The 14,178-nt window shown below is 67.4% G+C and carries 16 protein-coding genes; 7 read left to right on the top strand and 9 right to left on the bottom strand.

From position 1 onward, the window contains the following. Positions 1-6 precede the first annotated feature (6 nt). From BLS34_RS10160 to BLS34_RS10145, 4 genes are all read right to left on the bottom strand, one after another. Entirely contained in the window at positions 7-309 is a 303-nt protein-coding gene (locus BLS34_RS10160) for a hypothetical protein (protein ID WP_093150061.1), read from the bottom strand. 76 nt (positions 310-385) lie between these two features. Then, complete coding sequence (gene der, locus BLS34_RS10155; RefSeq protein ID WP_028792638.1) at positions 386-1,825, bottom strand: ribosome biogenesis GTPase Der; 1,440 nt, start codon at positions 1,823-1,825, stop codon at positions 386-388. A gap of 10 nt (positions 1,826-1,835) precedes the next feature. Beyond that, complete coding sequence (locus tag BLS34_RS10150; RefSeq protein WP_028792639.1) at positions 1,836-3,173, bottom strand: outer membrane protein assembly factor BamB family protein; 1,338 nt, start codon at positions 3,171-3,173, stop codon at positions 1,836-1,838. Between the two features lie 7 nt (positions 3,174-3,180). After that, the gene (locus tag BLS34_RS10145) at positions 3,181-3,825 is read right to left on the bottom strand and encodes a tetratricopeptide repeat protein (protein WP_028792640.1); all 645 of its coding nucleotides are present in this window, start codon (positions 3,823-3,825) and stop codon (positions 3,181-3,183) included. A gap of 254 nt (positions 3,826-4,079) precedes the next feature. On the opposite strand from BLS34_RS10145, the gene BLS34_RS10140 reads away from it, so the two are divergent. From BLS34_RS10140 to BLS34_RS10120, 5 genes are all read left to right on the top strand, one after another. Further along, complete coding sequence (locus tag BLS34_RS10140; RefSeq protein ID WP_028792641.1) at positions 4,080-4,418, top strand: DUF2794 domain-containing protein; 339 nt, start codon at positions 4,080-4,082, stop codon at positions 4,416-4,418. Between the two features lie 309 nt (positions 4,419-4,727). After that, entirely contained in the window at positions 4,728-5,009 is a 282-nt protein-coding gene (locus BLS34_RS10135) for a hypothetical protein (protein ID WP_028792642.1), read from the top strand. A 300-nt stretch (positions 5,010-5,309) separates the two neighbouring features. Beyond that, a complete protein-coding gene (locus tag BLS34_RS10130) occupies positions 5,310-5,663 on the top strand; it encodes a PilZ domain-containing protein (RefSeq protein ID WP_093150059.1) in 354 nt (117 codons plus the stop codon). Between the two features lie 38 nt (positions 5,664-5,701). Beyond that, positions 5,702-6,298 carry a hypothetical protein gene (locus BLS34_RS10125; RefSeq protein WP_093150057.1) on the top strand — a complete coding sequence of 199 codons (597 nt, stop codon included), beginning with the start codon at positions 5,702-5,704 and terminating at the stop codon, positions 6,296-6,298. Between the two features lie 82 nt (positions 6,299-6,380). Beyond that, complete coding sequence (locus BLS34_RS10120) at positions 6,381-7,157, top strand: SDR family oxidoreductase (protein WP_028792645.1); 777 nt, start codon at positions 6,381-6,383, stop codon at positions 7,155-7,157. Positions 7,158-7,390: 233 nt separating this feature from the next. On the opposite strand, the gene BLS34_RS10115 is transcribed toward BLS34_RS10120, so the two are convergent. Further along, positions 7,391-8,272 (bottom strand): hypothetical protein, encoded by an 882-nt coding sequence (locus BLS34_RS10115; RefSeq protein ID WP_093150055.1) that lies wholly within the window; start codon positions 8,270-8,272, stop codon positions 7,391-7,393. A gap of 95 nt (positions 8,273-8,367) precedes the next feature. After that, positions 8,368-9,396, bottom strand: coding sequence for a nucleoside hydrolase (locus tag BLS34_RS10110; protein WP_093150053.1), 1,029 nt, complete (start codon positions 9,394-9,396; stop codon positions 8,368-8,370). Positions 9,397-9,556: 160 nt separating this feature from the next. Here BLS34_RS10110 and BLS34_RS10105 point away from each other — a divergent pair, with 160 nt between their 5' ends. Then, entirely contained in the window at positions 9,557-9,772 is a 216-nt protein-coding gene (locus tag BLS34_RS10105; protein ID WP_028792648.1) for a DUF3126 family protein, read from the top strand. A gap of 224 nt (positions 9,773-9,996) precedes the next feature. Here BLS34_RS10105 and BLS34_RS10100 read toward each other — a convergent pair whose 3' ends face one another. Continuing rightward, positions 9,997-10,701: a sulfotransferase gene (locus BLS34_RS10100; RefSeq protein ID WP_139189218.1), complete on the bottom strand. Its 705-nt coding sequence runs from the start codon at positions 10,699-10,701 to the stop codon at positions 9,997-9,999. 320 nt (positions 10,702-11,021) lie between these two features. Here BLS34_RS10100 and BLS34_RS10095 point away from each other — a divergent pair, with 320 nt between their 5' ends. Further along, complete coding sequence (locus tag BLS34_RS10095; RefSeq protein WP_215906086.1) at positions 11,022-11,726, top strand: 2OG-Fe(II) oxygenase; 705 nt, start codon at positions 11,022-11,024, stop codon at positions 11,724-11,726. A gap of 12 nt (positions 11,727-11,738) precedes the next feature. Here the strand turns inward: BLS34_RS10095 and guaA are convergent, their stop codons facing one another. Then, positions 11,739-13,286, bottom strand: coding sequence for a glutamine-hydrolyzing GMP synthase (gene guaA / locus BLS34_RS10090; protein ID WP_028792650.1), 1,548 nt, complete (start codon positions 13,284-13,286; stop codon positions 11,739-11,741). 116 nt (positions 13,287-13,402) lie between these two features. Next, complete coding sequence (locus tag BLS34_RS10085) at positions 13,403-13,978, bottom strand: GNAT family N-acetyltransferase (protein WP_051243452.1); 576 nt, start codon at positions 13,976-13,978, stop codon at positions 13,403-13,405. Positions 13,979-14,178: the final 200 nt, after the last annotated feature.

The raw sequence follows: 14,178 nt of genomic DNA, 5'->3' as shown, positions 1-14,178 counted from the left end.
CCGTCCTCACTCGCTCTTCAAGGTGTCTTCCATCCCGCGGATGGCCAGCTCCAGGTTCCGCAGGGTCTGCTCCAGCTCCCGCAGCTTGGAGCGGTCCATCGCCTCGGTCTGCAGCGCATAGCGGATGCCCGACGCGCGGGCCTTCAGCCGGGCCAGCCGCGTGCCGCCCTGGTTCACGGTGCCGGTCTGATTCAGGGAACCGCGGCGCAGCGGCATGCGGCCCTTGGTGTAGCGGTGGGTCGGCGGCGTGCCGTCGTTCCGTCCGTCGTACATCCGCGCAAGGTCCGAGATCGAGACCCTGGCATCCAACTTCGTCTTCCCGCGGCTTCGCATGGCGGCTCCGTCCTGCGCTGCGTGCGGCAGCCGCCCCGTCACCGCCTCTCGGCTAGCGGTCGTCGACGTAGGGGTTGCGCCGTTTGCGCAGATTAACCCGGATCGGCACCCCGGCCAGCCCGAATTCGTCCCGCAGGCCGCCGATCAGGTAGCGCACGTAGCTTTCCGGCAGCTCGTCCGCCTGGCTGACGAAGGCGGCGAAGGTCGGCGGACGGGCCTTGACCTGGGTCATGTAGCGCAGGCGCAGGCGCCGGCCCTTGGACAGCGGCGGCGGATGCTGATCGACCATGCGCTCCAGCCAGCGGTTGAGCCGGCTGGTCGGCACCCGGGTGTTCCAGACGTCGTAGATGTCGAACACCGCGTCCAGCAGCTTGTCCAGATTGCTGCCGCGCAGGGCGGAGACGGCGATCCAGGGAATGCCGCGCACCTGGGCGAGCGACGTGTCCAGCCGGTCGCGCAGGCGCTGGCCGGCGGCGTTCTTGTCGGCGACCGCGTCCCACTTGTTGACGGCGATGATCAGGGCGCGACCCTGGTCCAGTACCGTGCGGGCGATGGCAAGGTCCTGCTTCTCCAGCATCTGCTCGCCGTCGAGCACCAGCATGACCACCTGGGCGAAGCGCACGGCGCGCATGCTGTCGGTGGTCGACATCCGCTCCAGCTTCTCCACCACCCGGGCCTTGCGGCGCAGACCGGCGGTGTCGATCAGGTGGATCTCCCGGCCCTTGTAGCTCCAGGGGATCTCGATGGAGTCGCGGGTGATGCCGGCCTCGGGGCCGGTCAGCAGCCGGTCCTCGCCGAGCAGCCGGTTGATCAGGGTCGACTTGCCGACGTTCGGACGGCCGACGATGGCGAGCTTCAGCGGACCCTTCGGCCCCCGATCCTGCAGGATCGCGTCCTCTTCCAGATCGGCCTCGTCGAGATCGACGCCGTCCAGGACCTCCTCGGGGAACGGGTCCTCCTCGTCCTCCGCATAGAGCTCGGCGGCGAGCACGGGATCGGCCTCGATCCGGGCGCGGATGATGTCGTAGAGCTCGCCCATGCCCTCGCCATGCTCGGCGGAGATCGGCACCGGGTCGCCGAGACCCAGCTTATAGGCCTCGCTCAGCCCGGCGATACCGCCGCGTCCCTCGCACTTGTTGGCGAGCACGGTCACCGGCACCTTCACCCGGCGCAGCCAGTCGGCGAAATGGGCGTCCAGCGGCGTGACGCCGGCCCGGGCGTCGATCATCATGAAGACCAGATCGGCCTGCTGCACCGCCGCCTCGGTCTGGCGGCGCATTCGCCCCTCCAGGCTGTCGTCCTGGGCGTCCTCCAGGCCGGCGGTATCGACGATGCGGAAATTGAGGTCGGCGATCCGGCCGTCGCCTTCACGCCGGTCGCGGGTCACGCCGGGGGTGTCGTCGACCAGGGCGTGCTTGGTCCCGGTCAGCCGGTTGAACAGCGTCGACTTGCCGACATTCGGCCGGCCGATGATGGCGACCTTGAGCGCCATGGCGGGTCCCCTAGCGGTACGCGCGCAGTTGCGCGTCGTTGTCGAGGACGTAGATCGTGCCACCGGCGACGATGGGGGCGACATAGACCGGGTCCCCGACCTCGATCCGGCCGAGCAGTTTGCCGGTATACGGCGAAATCGCATAGACGAAGCCGTCGGACGAGCCGACCAGCAGCCGGTCGCCGACCAGAACCGGACCGGCGTACTGGATCGGCCCGGTCTGATCCTCCATGTCCTCGTAGCGCGGCAGGCGGTGCACCCAGCGCACCCGGCCGTCGCGCCGGGTCAGGGCCACGACCTCGCCGGTCAGGCTGACGACGAACACGAACTCGCCGGCCACCCAGGGCATCGAGGTGCTGCCGATGGCGCGTTCCCACACCCGGCGGCCGGAGCGCATGTCGATCGCTGCCATGCGGCCGGCATGGCTGACCGCGAAGGCCAGGTCGCCGTCGATCACCGGGCTGCCGCGGATGTCGGACAGGCGGGAGATGGCGTCCAGCGCCCGCAGGCTCGACAGGTTCTCGACCCAGACCACGCGGCCGGTCTCGACCCGCAGGGCGAAGAGCTGACCGGAGGAGTACGGCACCAGCACCGTCGAGCCCTGCACCGCCGGGGCGGCGCCGCCGAGCAGGGAGGCGATCTCGGTGATGCCCTGGTGCTCCCAGATCCGGGATCCGTCGGCGGTCGACAGGGCGATGGTTCGGTTCTCCAGGGTCACCGCGAACAGGCGCCCGTCGGCGATCGCCGGCGCCCCGCGCACCGGTCCCGGCAGGCGCACGCGCCAGTTCTCGGAGCCGTCGGCGATGGCAAAGGAAATCACCTCGCCGAAGCCGGTGGCGGCATAGACGTTCGCGGCGTCGGCGACGATGCCGCCCGGATAGACCGCGTCGTCCTCGTCCTCGGGCCGCAGGTCGTGCTCCCACAGCTCGCGGCCGTTGGCGGCGTTCAGCGCCCGCAGATTGGCCTCGCTGTCGAGCACGAGGACGGTGTCGTCCACCACCAGCGGCTGGGTCAGGAGCGACACCTCGTCGTCGCCGCCGCTGCCGATCGACACGGACCAAGCCTGTGCCAGGGCGTCGCCGGCATCCACATGGCCGAGCGCCTTGGAGGCGTTGCCGCCGGGCTGCGACCAGTAGGCGTTCACATAAGGACGCGGCAGCACGACCTGCAGGTCGGCGATGCTCGGGTCCTCCTTGAGGCCTTCGCCGATCTGCAGCACCGGAAGCCGCTCGCCCGGCAGCGGAATCTGGGCGTCCTCGCCGAAGAAGTCGCCGCTGCCGCAACCGGCGAGCGCGAGGGTGGCGGCAAGGGAGGCGACGAGGGGGAAACGGGCGCCGAAGCGGATCACGCTGACCTCACCCGCCCAGGGCCTGGAGGAGTTCGCTGGCGCGCTGGCGCAGCTGGCCCGGCGTCTCCGGGTTGTCGGCGATCAGCTTCAGGGACTCGCGGGCGGCGTCGATGTCCCCCTCCTGGATCGAGATCGCCGCCTCGGTCTCGCGGGCCAGCGGCTCCCAGGCGTTGCCCGGGGTCAGCAGCGGCGCAAGGTCGCTGTGCAGGGTCGGGGCGTTGGCGGTGCCGATCCGCAGCCTTACGCCATGCAGCCGCGCCAGATCGCCATAGGGCGCCGGCACCGACGAGTCGTTGGCGATCGCCATGTAGGTTTCGGCGGCGGCCGGAATATCGTCGGCATCGACCAGGGCGGCGGCCTGGCTCAGCCGGGCGATCGCGGCATAGCCGGCATCGCCTGAATCGGCCAGGGCGGCGAAGGCCTCGGCGGCCTCGCGCGGCTTCTCCTGCCCGAGCAGGGCGGACGCCTCGGCATAGGCGGCGGCCTGTTCGGCCCGCTGGTTCGCCTTGTATTCGCGCCAGAAGACGTTGCCGGCGACGGCCAGGACGATGCCAACGCAGAGCGCGATGACCCAGCCGCCATACTTCTTCCACAGCGTCGCGGCGCGCTCCTGCTGCAGTTCTTCGTCGACTTCCCGGAAGATGTCGGCCACGGCATCGTTCTCCAAACTCAGGTGTCCGGCTCGCCCGCCGCATCCGGAACACGGTCATCCGCGGATATGCGGCGGTCGCGCAACCTAGCGGCGGGGCGTGCGGAAATCAACGCGCACCCGCCAACCGCCCTTGGCGGCGACGCGAGGGCTGGGACATGTCCCCGGGACATGACCGCTGGGGGTTTACCCCGCCGGGAAATTCAGAAAGACTTCCTAGCAGACAGGCTAGGTAACGCAAGGATATCCGCCGGCCGATGGAAAATCTCATCCGTCTCCCGAGCACGCGCAAGTCGGTCCGCCACTTCTTCTTCACCCGTCACGAGTTGGGTCAGTTGCTCTCGCTGTATGCGAGCCGCGTCGCCGCGGGCGAATGGCGGGACTATGCGCTGGACCGGCATGACGACATGGCGGTGTTCTCGATCTTCCGGCACACCCACGAACGGCCGCTCTATTCGGTGTCGAAGACCCAGCGCCGCGGCCAGAAGCGGCCGACCTTCGCCCTGTTCGCGGGCCAGAAGCGCCTGAAGAGCAGCACCAGCCTGCTGGACGTGCTCGCCGTCTTCGAGAAGCTGCCCCGGCTGGTACAGAGCTGAGGGCGCTCTGTGCCGATCACCTCGGGCGCGGCCACCTCCGAACTCACCCCCTCCCCCGCCGCCATCCCGTCCCGGATTAAATCCGGGATCGGTTCGGGATGACGAGCGAGTTGATAAATAAATATAAAAACAAACATAAAGACTTCTTCAAACGCTTGCGTCGCTTCAACTGAATCGCACATTATCCAATACAACTTTTGACTGAATCCGCGACATGCAAAAGGCCGGTTGAATTTCGCTCCCAGTTGTTCGCCTCGAATGTTCTTGTTATGTTCTCACTCGGCAGAACGGGACGAGGACGGTCGCGGCATGGGACGGATGAAGCGGGAGTTGATGGACCGGAAGGACCGCGACCAGCGGGCGGCCCAGTTGGGGGATCTGCTGTCGGCCAAGGTCGGCGTGTTCTGCTGGTGCAACCGGTGCAGCCACTATGCAGAGGCGTCCACCGCCATGCTGATCGCCCAGCTCGGCCCGGCCTTCCCGGTGCCGGAGATCGGCGCGCGGATGCGGTGCAGCTCCTGCGGATCGAAGGACGTGTCGACCCGCCCCGCCTGGCCCAATCTCGGCCCGGTCAGCAAGCACACGGCCTAAAAAAACCACGGTCAGTCGAAACATCCGGTCGTGTGAAGTCGCTCTATCCTTAACGAGTTGGAGGGCGATTCACGGTCGGCCCACTGGGCAAAGGCGATCCACGCGGACGGCTCCGGCCGGGCAGATTCTGCCGCCGGCGCTGGCGCGTCGGACCGACGGCACGGCACGAATCGTTGGAAAACAACGCCCGCCGCCGTGACCTGCCGCCTTGGCACGCCGGTTGCTGGAGAACCGGCGGAGACCGTGCCCTCGGACACCGCCTCCGCAGGACACGATGAAGCATCAATCGGAGATGACCCCATGTCACCCACCCCCGCCCCGGGCAACCGCCAGGCCGACCGCCGCAGCACCCGCCGGATCTCCGCCCCCATGACCGTCGTCATCGGCAATGCACCCTATGCCATCGGTGACTGGAGCCTCGGCGGCCTCCGGGTGCTGGAGTATTCCGGCGCGCTGGAACCGGGCGACTGTACCGCCATGCGCGTCTTCGTGCCGACCGCCGGCCCGGGCGCCCTGTTCCGCACCAGCGGCGAGGTCCGGCGCAAGGACGACGATGACGGGTCGGTCGGCGTAGCGTTCAACGACCTGGATTCGGTCGCCTTCGCCACGCTGAACCGGTATTTTCGCGAACGAGTGCTCCGCGGCACCCTCTGATCGCGGGCAGCCCGATGTCGATGCGAGCGGAACAGCGTATGCGCCCACCGTCCAACCGCCCTGCCCCCAACCGCCCTGCCCACGCCGGCCCGCCCGCCCGGCACGGCCCCGCCGGTGCCGGAGCCGCGGTCTCCCCCGGCCCGGTCTTCCGCGAGTCCCCCGCGAACTCCGATGACGGGCCGATCTATCCGAGCCTGAAGCGCAAGACGCCGAAGGAACGGGCCGACAGCATCGTCGCCGACCTGAAGGAGGCGATCCTCAATCCAGGGCGCCTGGACGGCAGCACCGGCATGGCCTACGGCGACTGGCAGAAGATCGCGCGCAACAAGATCACCCGCGCCATCGCCGAGGCCGAGGCGTCGGCCATGTTCCGCGAGCTGATGTCGGCCAACCGCATCGGCGGGCTGTGCATGCGCGTCGGCTTCCTGCTGCTGGCGGCGCTAGCCTCGTTCGGCGGGTTCTGGTTCGGCACCGTGTTCATCTGGGACACCTACGGTCCGGCCTGGGGCACGGGCGCCATGGCCTCGGCCATCGGCCTCGCGCTCGCCTTCGTCGTCGCCGGGGTGATGCTGAGCGGCAAGGACGTGGAGATCATCCGCAAGGACGTGCGCCAGAAACTCAACCTGGACGACTGAACCCGCATTTGAAGAACTGACGCGACGAACCGGCCCCCGCTATAGTCCCTGCGGCCAAGAAACCGAGTACCGGAGGGACCCCATGAAGCTCGATCTGACCGGCAAGCGCGCCATCATCACCGCAGGCGCCCAGGGCATCGGCCGCAGGACGGCGGAGGTCTTCGCCGCTGCCGGCGCCACCGTCTATACCTGCGACCTGGACGTGGACGCGCTGGAAGACGCCAAGGCGACGATCCCGGGCCTGCAGGGCGTGCCCTGCGACGTCGGCGACGCCGCCGCCTTCCAGGACTTCATGGACAAGGGCATCGAGACCCTGGGCGGGCTCGACATCATGGTGAACAACGCCGGCACCGCCGGGCCGACCGCGCCGGTGGAGGACGTCTCCCTGGAGGACTGGACCGCCTGCCTCACCATCAACCTGACCAGTGCCTTCCTGGGCACCCAGAAGGCGGTGCCGGCGCTGATCAAGTCGGGCGGCGGCAGCATCGTCAACCTGTCCTCGGCAGCCGGCAAGTTCGGCTTCCCGCTGCGCAGCCCCTATTCGGCGGCGAAGTTCGGCATCGTCGGCTTCACCCGCACCTGCGCCATGGAACTCGGCCCCCACGGCATCCGCGTGAACTGCGTCCAGCCGGGCCCGGTGGAGGGCGCGCGCATCGACCGGGTGATCAAGGCCAAGGCGGAAGCCGGCGGCATCTCCGAGAACGAGATGCGCACCAAGATGGCCGACGTGACGCTGATGAAGCGCTTCGTGACGGCGGGCGACATCGCCCATCAGATCCTGTTCATCTGCTCCGAGGCCGGCCGCAACATCACCGGCCAGTCGCTCAGCGTCGATGCCGGGCTGGAGGGGCTGGCGTAGCGCCCCTCACCGCCCTCCCGACGCGCCCCGAATCCGCTTCGGGGCGCGTCCGGGATGACGGGAAGAGAAGCGAAGCCGACCCGGGCACTCCTGCCACCTCTCCCCTTCTCCCACTCCCCGGCCCTGTGCCGGGGCCCACGGGTGGAGCGCACACGATCCCGCGTCGCTAGCACGCGGCTACGTAGGGCCCGGAACAAATCCGGGCAGTGAGCAGAAGAAACGGAAACCGCCGCCTACGGCCGGTAGATATCTGGGATCAACGCCGGAGCGTACAGGGCCAGCACCACCGCCAGCGCCGCCGGCAGCGCCAGGATCCCCGCCAGGGCGATCGGACGCACCGCCTCCGATTTGGTCAGCGCGTTGGTCGCCACGAAGCGGCGGGCCAGCGGCTCGATCGCCAGGGCCGACAGCACCAGCAGCACGAGCACCACCGGTACGCGGGCCTGGTAGACCATGACCGCCGCCAGGGCGATCGCCACCGCACTGCCGCCGATCTCCCCCGGCGCGCCGAACGGCAGGCGCCGGTTCGGCCAGTTGCACACCACCCAGCCGAGCCCGGCCGCCGCCAGCGGTAAGCCGATCGCCCAGGCGTATCCCGGTCCCGTCGCCAGCCCCACGGCGCCGAGCCCGGCAGCGATCACGATCAGCGCCACCGGGGCGCAGAGCTCGACCTCGGCGATCTGGTGCATCCGGCCGACGATCAGGCCGGCGACCGCCGAGACCTCGAACACCCGGTAGGGAAACTGATGGGCCGGCGTCTCGCCGGAGATGACAGCGGTCACGTCGATCCCGGAGGTCCAGACCACCGCCAGGAACGGCCAGAAGAACGCCGCCAGGGCCGAGATGAAGCGGGTCTGGGTGACCATCTCGATCAGGATGCCGATCAGCCCGCCGGCCGCCGCCAGCCAGACCAGCTTCTCCATCACCGTCACCGGCGGCGTCGGCGCCAGCCCGGGCAGCAGGGCCACGGCGACGATCAGCCCCACCGGAATGCCGAAAGCGGCCGTCCGCGCCCCCGTGCCGGCGCCGCCGATCAGCCGCAGCAGCACGGCCACGGCCACCGTCACCAGAACGGGTACCGCGAGGGTGGCGATCAGGGGATCGGTCAGCGTCATTGTCCTACCATGCCAAGTTTCAGTCCCGTCGTCATGCCCGCCGTGCCTCAGCCCCGACCAGACTCGGCCCCGACCAGACTCAGCTGCATCCAGACTCAGCCCCCGGACAGGGCCGCGTCGAGCGACGCCAGCCGCTCCTTCAGCCACTGGATGAAGGCCGGCGCGTCGACGCCGGTCACGATATCAGCCGTCGGCTCGATGGAGACGAAATCGGCCACCGTGCGACCCCGGGCCGCACCGCTGTCGGTCACCACGTCGATCCGGGCCGCCCGGGTCTCGAACAGCTCCGGGCGGATGGTCCAGGCCACCGCCATGGCGTCGTGCACGGCCTTGCCGCCCTGCGCCGCGGTGCTGGGCGTGTCGTAGCCGCCGAGCATCGCGGCGGCGATCCGACAGACCTTTCCGCCCGTCGCGGCGAGGTCGGCGATCCAATCCGGCGACAGCAGCGCCTGGTGGGTGGTGTCGAGCGGGAACAGCACCGGGCGGGCCGCCACCGGCCATTCCGTGGTGGTCAGCACGGTGCGGGCGGCTTCCGGGTCGGTGAAGACGTTGAACTCGGCCTGGGGCGTGACGTTCCCCTTCTCCACCCCGCCGCCCATGATCACCAGCCGGCGCCAGCGCGCCGCCGTCTCCGGCCGCTTGATCAGCGTGACCGCCACATTGGTCAGCGGGCCGACGGCCACCAGTGTACGGCCCCGTTGAGCCTCGGCGATCAGCGCGTCGACCCCATGCGCCTCGGCGAGGCCCCCACGGCCTTCGGCATGGCCCCCGCGACCTTCGGCATGGCCATCGTCGCCGTCCGCCAGTTCGACTCCGCCCAGGCCGTTGCCGCCGTGGATATGGGCCGCGTCGTGCACCGGAGCGGTCAGCGGCCGCGGGCAGCCGGCATGCACCGGCACCTCCGGCAGGCCGGCCAGACTGCGCAGCCTGCAGGCGTTGCGGGCAGTGAGCGCCAGGCCGACATTGCCGTGGGTGGCGGTCAGCGCGGAGATCCGCACCTGCTGCGGGCAGGCGGCGGCCAGCAGAATGGCGATGGCGTCGTCGATGCCGGGATCACAATCGATCACGATGTCGGTGGGTGCGGCGGCGGGCATGGCATGTGGGGCGGAAGGCGGCGGCGTCATGGCGGGTCCTCGGCGGAAGTCAGCCCCCTTCTACGCGATCCGGGCGCGAGGCCAAACCGCCATCGCGGTTGCGCGACCACCGCCGCCTGCGATAAGCCGGGGTCGACAGCGAGATCATGCTCACTACATTGCCAACTCACTTCACCGCGAGGAGACCGACGTGACACCGAAGGAAATCGCTCAGGTACAGGCGTATCTGCGCAACCGCTTTTCGAACAATCGGATCGCCCTCGTCCCGCGCACCAACAAGGACGATTCGGTGGAGGTCATGCTCGACGACGAATTCCTCGGGGTGATCTTCCGCGACGATGAGGACGGCGAGGTCTGCTACCAGTTCAACATGACCGTCCTGGACATCGACCTGGCGTCGCTCTAAGGCCGGGCGCACCCGCAGTGGCGCACGACACCGTCCAAATCCCCACCTGATCGAACCGCCTCCGGTGCGCCGCCCCGGGTGCGGGTACTCCCGCGATGACGTCCAACGCACTGCCGACGGTTGGCGCGGGCGTCATCCTCCCGCCGGATCCGCATTCCGGGCGGATGCCGGACCGACACCGAACCGCCCTGGTTTTCCAGAGCGGGCCAGGCCCTTGATCGTTCTTATGTCTTGTTTGAATGGGGCATGGGAACTTTCATGTGCGGGGGGATGTTCAGAAAGTCACATATCTTCCCGGTGTCCTGTTCTTTGGTAACGTCAATAATCAGAAGCTTATCTTCGGTCTCCGAGAAGTATCTTTTGATCTCAGCATTACGGCTTTGATACATATTCACATAGTAATCTTTATCGTATAATTTTTCCCACAGCACTTCCCGGTTTTCGCCATTGAACACGCTGAGGAGCATTTTCTTATTGGCGTGATTGTACCCAGGATAAAGATACGTAAATTTATGAAGGATGTCCTCTTCCGTTACTTTTGACATCTCGCCCATGTCGAAAAGTTTTTTGTGAAAGTTGGACATCGAGGCGAACCACGCGTCGGGATCCCGCTCAGATAAAATGAACTTGCTGTTGGGAAATAATGCGTCGGCGGCGACGTAGGTCAGTCCTTGCGAAAACGGCATGTCCTGGAATGCATCGAAATTCCGGCAATATTCCTTAAATTCGGTGTAGTCGGTAGAGAACACCTGCTTCGTCAAGCGCACTTCCTGATCCTGCTGATCGGGAAGCTTATAGCCATAGAGCCGAAGAACCTGTTCTAATGTCGTTGTACCTGTTTTATTGTAGCCGATACAAAAAACCTTATTAAAGGACTTATTGGAAATAACAGTTGGCGAAACAATCTTGGTGAACTCTTCTGGAGTCATGGTTTCTTTCGCCCTTCGGACAAGGCGCCTTTCCCGATCAAAGGTGAAGCAATTCCAGAAACTCTAATATAAATCAATGAATTAAACCGTGCGATCACAGTTCATGCAAGTCAGAAACGCTGTCGAATAAATCGCCTATACACGCAACTCCCTCCAATCCGATCCTGCCCGCGCCTTCTGGCGGCCAGCATGGGGCGCCGTGGAAGCCGCGCACCTCCGCCGCCGCCACGGACGCGCCCGATTTGAGAGCAACAATCGGAGTGTCCATCTGCCGTGCACAGGGGCAAATGCGCGCCGAACGGAGAGCAGGAGTGAAGTCCATGACGGATGCCCGGATCGCCGCCTATGACTGGCCCGCGCTCACCAGCGAGTTGGACAATACCGGCTGCGCGGTCCTGTCCGGGCTCCTCACCCCGTCCGAATGCCGCGACACGGCCGCGCTCTATCCGGAGCCGGGTCGCTTCCGCAGCCACGTCATCATGGCCCGGCACGGGTTCGGCAAGGGGGAATACCGCTACTTCGACTATCCCCTGCCGGGCCTGCTCGCGGGCCTGCGCACGACGCTCTATCCGCGTCTGGCGGGACTGGCGAGCCAGTGGAACGAGCGCATGGGCGTCGATGAGCGCTTTCCCGAGAGCCACGCGTCGTATCTCGCGCGCTGTCACGCCGCCGGTCAGACCCGACCGACGCCGCTGCTGCTGCAATACGGCCCGGGCGACTTCAACTGCCTGCATCAGGACCTGTACGGGGATCTCGTCTTCCCGATCCAGGTCGCCATCCTGCTCTCCGAGCCGGGCGAGGACTTCACGGGCGGCGAGTTCTGCATGACCGAACAGCGGCCCCGCATGCAGAGCCGGGTGGAGGTGGTGCCGCTACGCCAGGGCGATGCCGTCGCCTTCGCCGTCAACAACCGGCCGGTACGCGGCACCCGCGGGAGCTACCGCGTGAAGCTCCGCCACGGGGTGAGCCGGGTCCGCTCCGGCCTGCGCCATACGGCCGGGATCATCTTCCACGACGCCTGCTGACGCCGCCGGGGATCACTCCCACTCGATCGTGCCCGGCGGCTTGGAGGTAATGTCGTAGGTCACCCGGTTGATGCCGCGCACCTCGTTGATGATGCGGGTGGCGGTGCGGCCGAGGAAGTCGTGGGGGAACGGGTAGTAATCCGCCGTCATCCCGTCGCTCGACGTGACCGCCCGCAGAGCGCAGGCGTAGTCGTAGGTGCGGGCGTCGCCCATCACGCCGACCGTGCGCACCGGCAGCAGAACGGCGAAGGCCTGCCAGATCTCGTCGTACAGGCCCGCCTTGCGGATCTCGTCGAGATAGATCGCGTCGGCCTTGCGCAGGATGTCGAGCTTCTCGCGGGTGATCGCGCCCGGCACGCGGATGGCGAGGCCCGGACCGGGGAACGGATGGCGACCGACCAGGGTCTCCGGCAGGCCGAGCTCGCGGCCGAGTTCGCGGACCTCGTCCTTGAACAGCTCGCGCAGCGGCTCGACCAGTTCCAGCTTCATGTAGTCGGGCAGGCCGCCCACATTGTGGTGCGACTTGATGGTGACCGACGGGCCGCCCGTGGGCGACACGCTCTCGATCACGTCGGGATACAGCGTGCCCTGGGCCAGGAAGCGCGCGCCGTCGATCTTGTTGGCCTCGGCGTCGAACACGTCGATGAACAGCCGGCCGATGGTCTTGCGCTTGACCTCCGGGTCGTCGACGCCTTCCAACTCGCCCAGAAACACGTCGCTGGCATCGCGGGTGATCAGCGGGATGTTGTAGTGCTGACGGAACAGCCGGTCGACCTCCTCCGCCTCGCCGGCCCGCAGCAGGCCGTGATCGACGAAGACGCAGGTGAGCTGGTCGCCGATCGCCTCATGGATCAGCACGGCCGCCACCGAGCTGTCGACGCCGCCGGACAGGCCGCAGACGACCTTGCCGTCGCCGACCTGCTCGCGGATCTTGGCGATCGCCTGGTCCTTGTAGGCGGCCATGGTCCAGTCGCCCTTCAGGCCGACGACCTTATGGGTGAAGTTGCGCAGGAGCTGGCCGCCGCGCGGGGTATGTACCACCTCGGGATGGAACAGCAGGCCGTAGATCCGCTTCTCCTCGTTGGCGAAGGCGGCGAAGGGCGCGGACGGGGTGGTGGCGACGGTCTTGAAGCCCGGCGGGACGGCAGCGATGCGGTCGCCATGGCTCATCCAGACCGGTTCGACGGTGCCCCGCGTGAACAGGTCGTCGAACAACAGGCAGCTGTCCTTCACCATGATCTCGGCGCGACCGAATTCCTGCTCGTCGCTCTTCTCCACGGTGCCGCCGAGCTGGTGGCACAGGAGCTGGGAGCCGTAGCAGATGCCAAGGATCGGCACGCCCATCTCGAACACCAGGTCCGGCGCCCGCGGCGCGTCCTCGCCATAGACCGAGGACGGCCCGCCCGACAGGATGATGCCGGCGGCGCCAAAGTCGCGGATCCGGTCGGGATCGACATTGAAAGGGAAGATTTCGCAGTAGACGCCGTTCTCGCGCACCCGGCGAGCGATCAGCTGTGTGACCTGGCTGCCGAAATCCAGGATAAGAACGCGATCGGTCATCTATGGCCCCCAGGCGCGGTGCTCAGGAAGCGCCGGAAGCTACTGCAAGCGCCGGGGTCCGGCAAGCGCAGGATTGCCGCGCGATCCGACCGTCAATTCCGGCACTGCCGCGGGGCCTAGCCCTGGGCGGTCTCGATACGCCGGACCAGGACCGAGATATCGCTCCAGACATAAGGAGTCTGGTCGATCGGTGTGCCGCTCACCACCGAGGGGACCGGATCCCCGGCCAGGCCGCCCAGCGCCTCGTAGAAGCGCCGGCCATGGCGGTTGGCCTCCAGCGTGAGGATGGTCAGCGCCTCGAACCCGTCCGACTCGAGCCCCTGGGCCACGTGACCGAGCAGGGCGCGGCCGAGTCCAAGGCCCTGGTAGTTCGGATCGACATAGAGGGCATAGACCTCGGCCATGCGGTCGCCCGAGTCGAGCCCCGCCGAGACGGCACGGCGCCCGTTCCCGCCATGGCAAAAACCGACCACGTCGCCGTCGACCTCGGCGACCGACAGCAGCTCCGGCTCCTCCAGCCCCGCCACCAGGCGCGTCCAGCGCACGGCGGCCCGCATCTCATCCAATTCGATCAGGGACTCGTCGGGCAGAATCCCGACATAGGCGTCGCGCCAGGTCTCGATCTGCACGCGGGCCAGACCGATGGCATCCGAGGTCTCCGCAGACCGGATGGAGACCGTGATCTGCTTCATGAGCTTCTCCCGAGCCGGTGGCGCCCCTCCACAACGGGAAGTCTGACCGACCGACTGTTACGAGTCTACCGGTGGAAACCTCACAAACCATTAAGGCACCGGCCGGTAAGCCCCAGACCATTTGCGCCCCGGGACGGATGCTCGGGAACTGCGACGGTCCGCGTTGGCGATCTTGCAGTGCGGCGACGGGCGCGGCAGGC

It is taken from the genome of Thalassobaculum litoreum DSM 18839 (assembly GCF_900102465.1).
GTDB classification, from domain to species: Bacteria; Pseudomonadota; Alphaproteobacteria; order Thalassobaculales; family Thalassobaculaceae; genus Thalassobaculum; species Thalassobaculum litoreum.
Note: the sequence above shows the minus strand (reverse complement) of the source record. Positions and strands in the feature narration are given on the sequence as shown.

Excerpts from the sequence above, each read along its gene's own strand:
- der (WP_028792638.1), bottom strand. The coding sequence starts at position 1,825 with ATGGCGCTCAAGGTCGCCATCATCGGCCGGCCGAATGTCGGCAAGTCG.
- BLS34_RS10140 (WP_028792641.1), top strand. The coding sequence starts at position 4,080 with ATGGAAAATCTCATCCGTCTCCCGAGCACGCGCAAGTCGGTCCGCCAC.
- BLS34_RS10135 (WP_028792642.1), top strand. The coding sequence starts at position 4,728 with ATGGGACGGATGAAGCGGGAGTTGATGGACCGGAAGGACCGCGACCAG.
- BLS34_RS10130 (WP_093150059.1), top strand. The coding sequence starts at position 5,310 with ATGTCACCCACCCCCGCCCCGGGCAACCGCCAGGCCGACCGCCGCAGC.
- BLS34_RS10125 (WP_093150057.1), top strand. The coding sequence starts at position 5,702 with ATGCGCCCACCGTCCAACCGCCCTGCCCCCAACCGCCCTGCCCACGCC.
- BLS34_RS10120 (WP_028792645.1), top strand. The coding sequence starts at position 6,381 with ATGAAGCTCGATCTGACCGGCAAGCGCGCCATCATCACCGCAGGCGCC.
- BLS34_RS10115 (WP_093150055.1), bottom strand. The coding sequence starts at position 8,272 with ATGACGCTGACCGATCCCCTGATCGCCACCCTCGCGGTACCCGTTCTG.
- BLS34_RS10110 (WP_093150053.1), bottom strand. The coding sequence starts at position 9,396 with ATGACGCCGCCGCCTTCCGCCCCACATGCCATGCCCGCCGCCGCACCC.
- BLS34_RS10100 (WP_139189218.1), bottom strand. The coding sequence starts at position 10,701 with ATGACTCCAGAAGAGTTCACCAAGATTGTTTCGCCAACTGTTATTTCC.
- BLS34_RS10095 (WP_215906086.1), top strand. The coding sequence starts at position 11,022 with ATGACGGATGCCCGGATCGCCGCCTATGACTGGCCCGCGCTCACCAGC.
- guaA (WP_028792650.1), bottom strand. The coding sequence starts at position 13,286 with ATGACCGATCGCGTTCTTATCCTGGATTTCGGCAGCCAGGTCACACAG.
- BLS34_RS10085 (WP_051243452.1), bottom strand. The coding sequence starts at position 13,978 with ATGAAGCAGATCACGGTCTCCATCCGGTCTGCGGAGACCTCGGATGCC.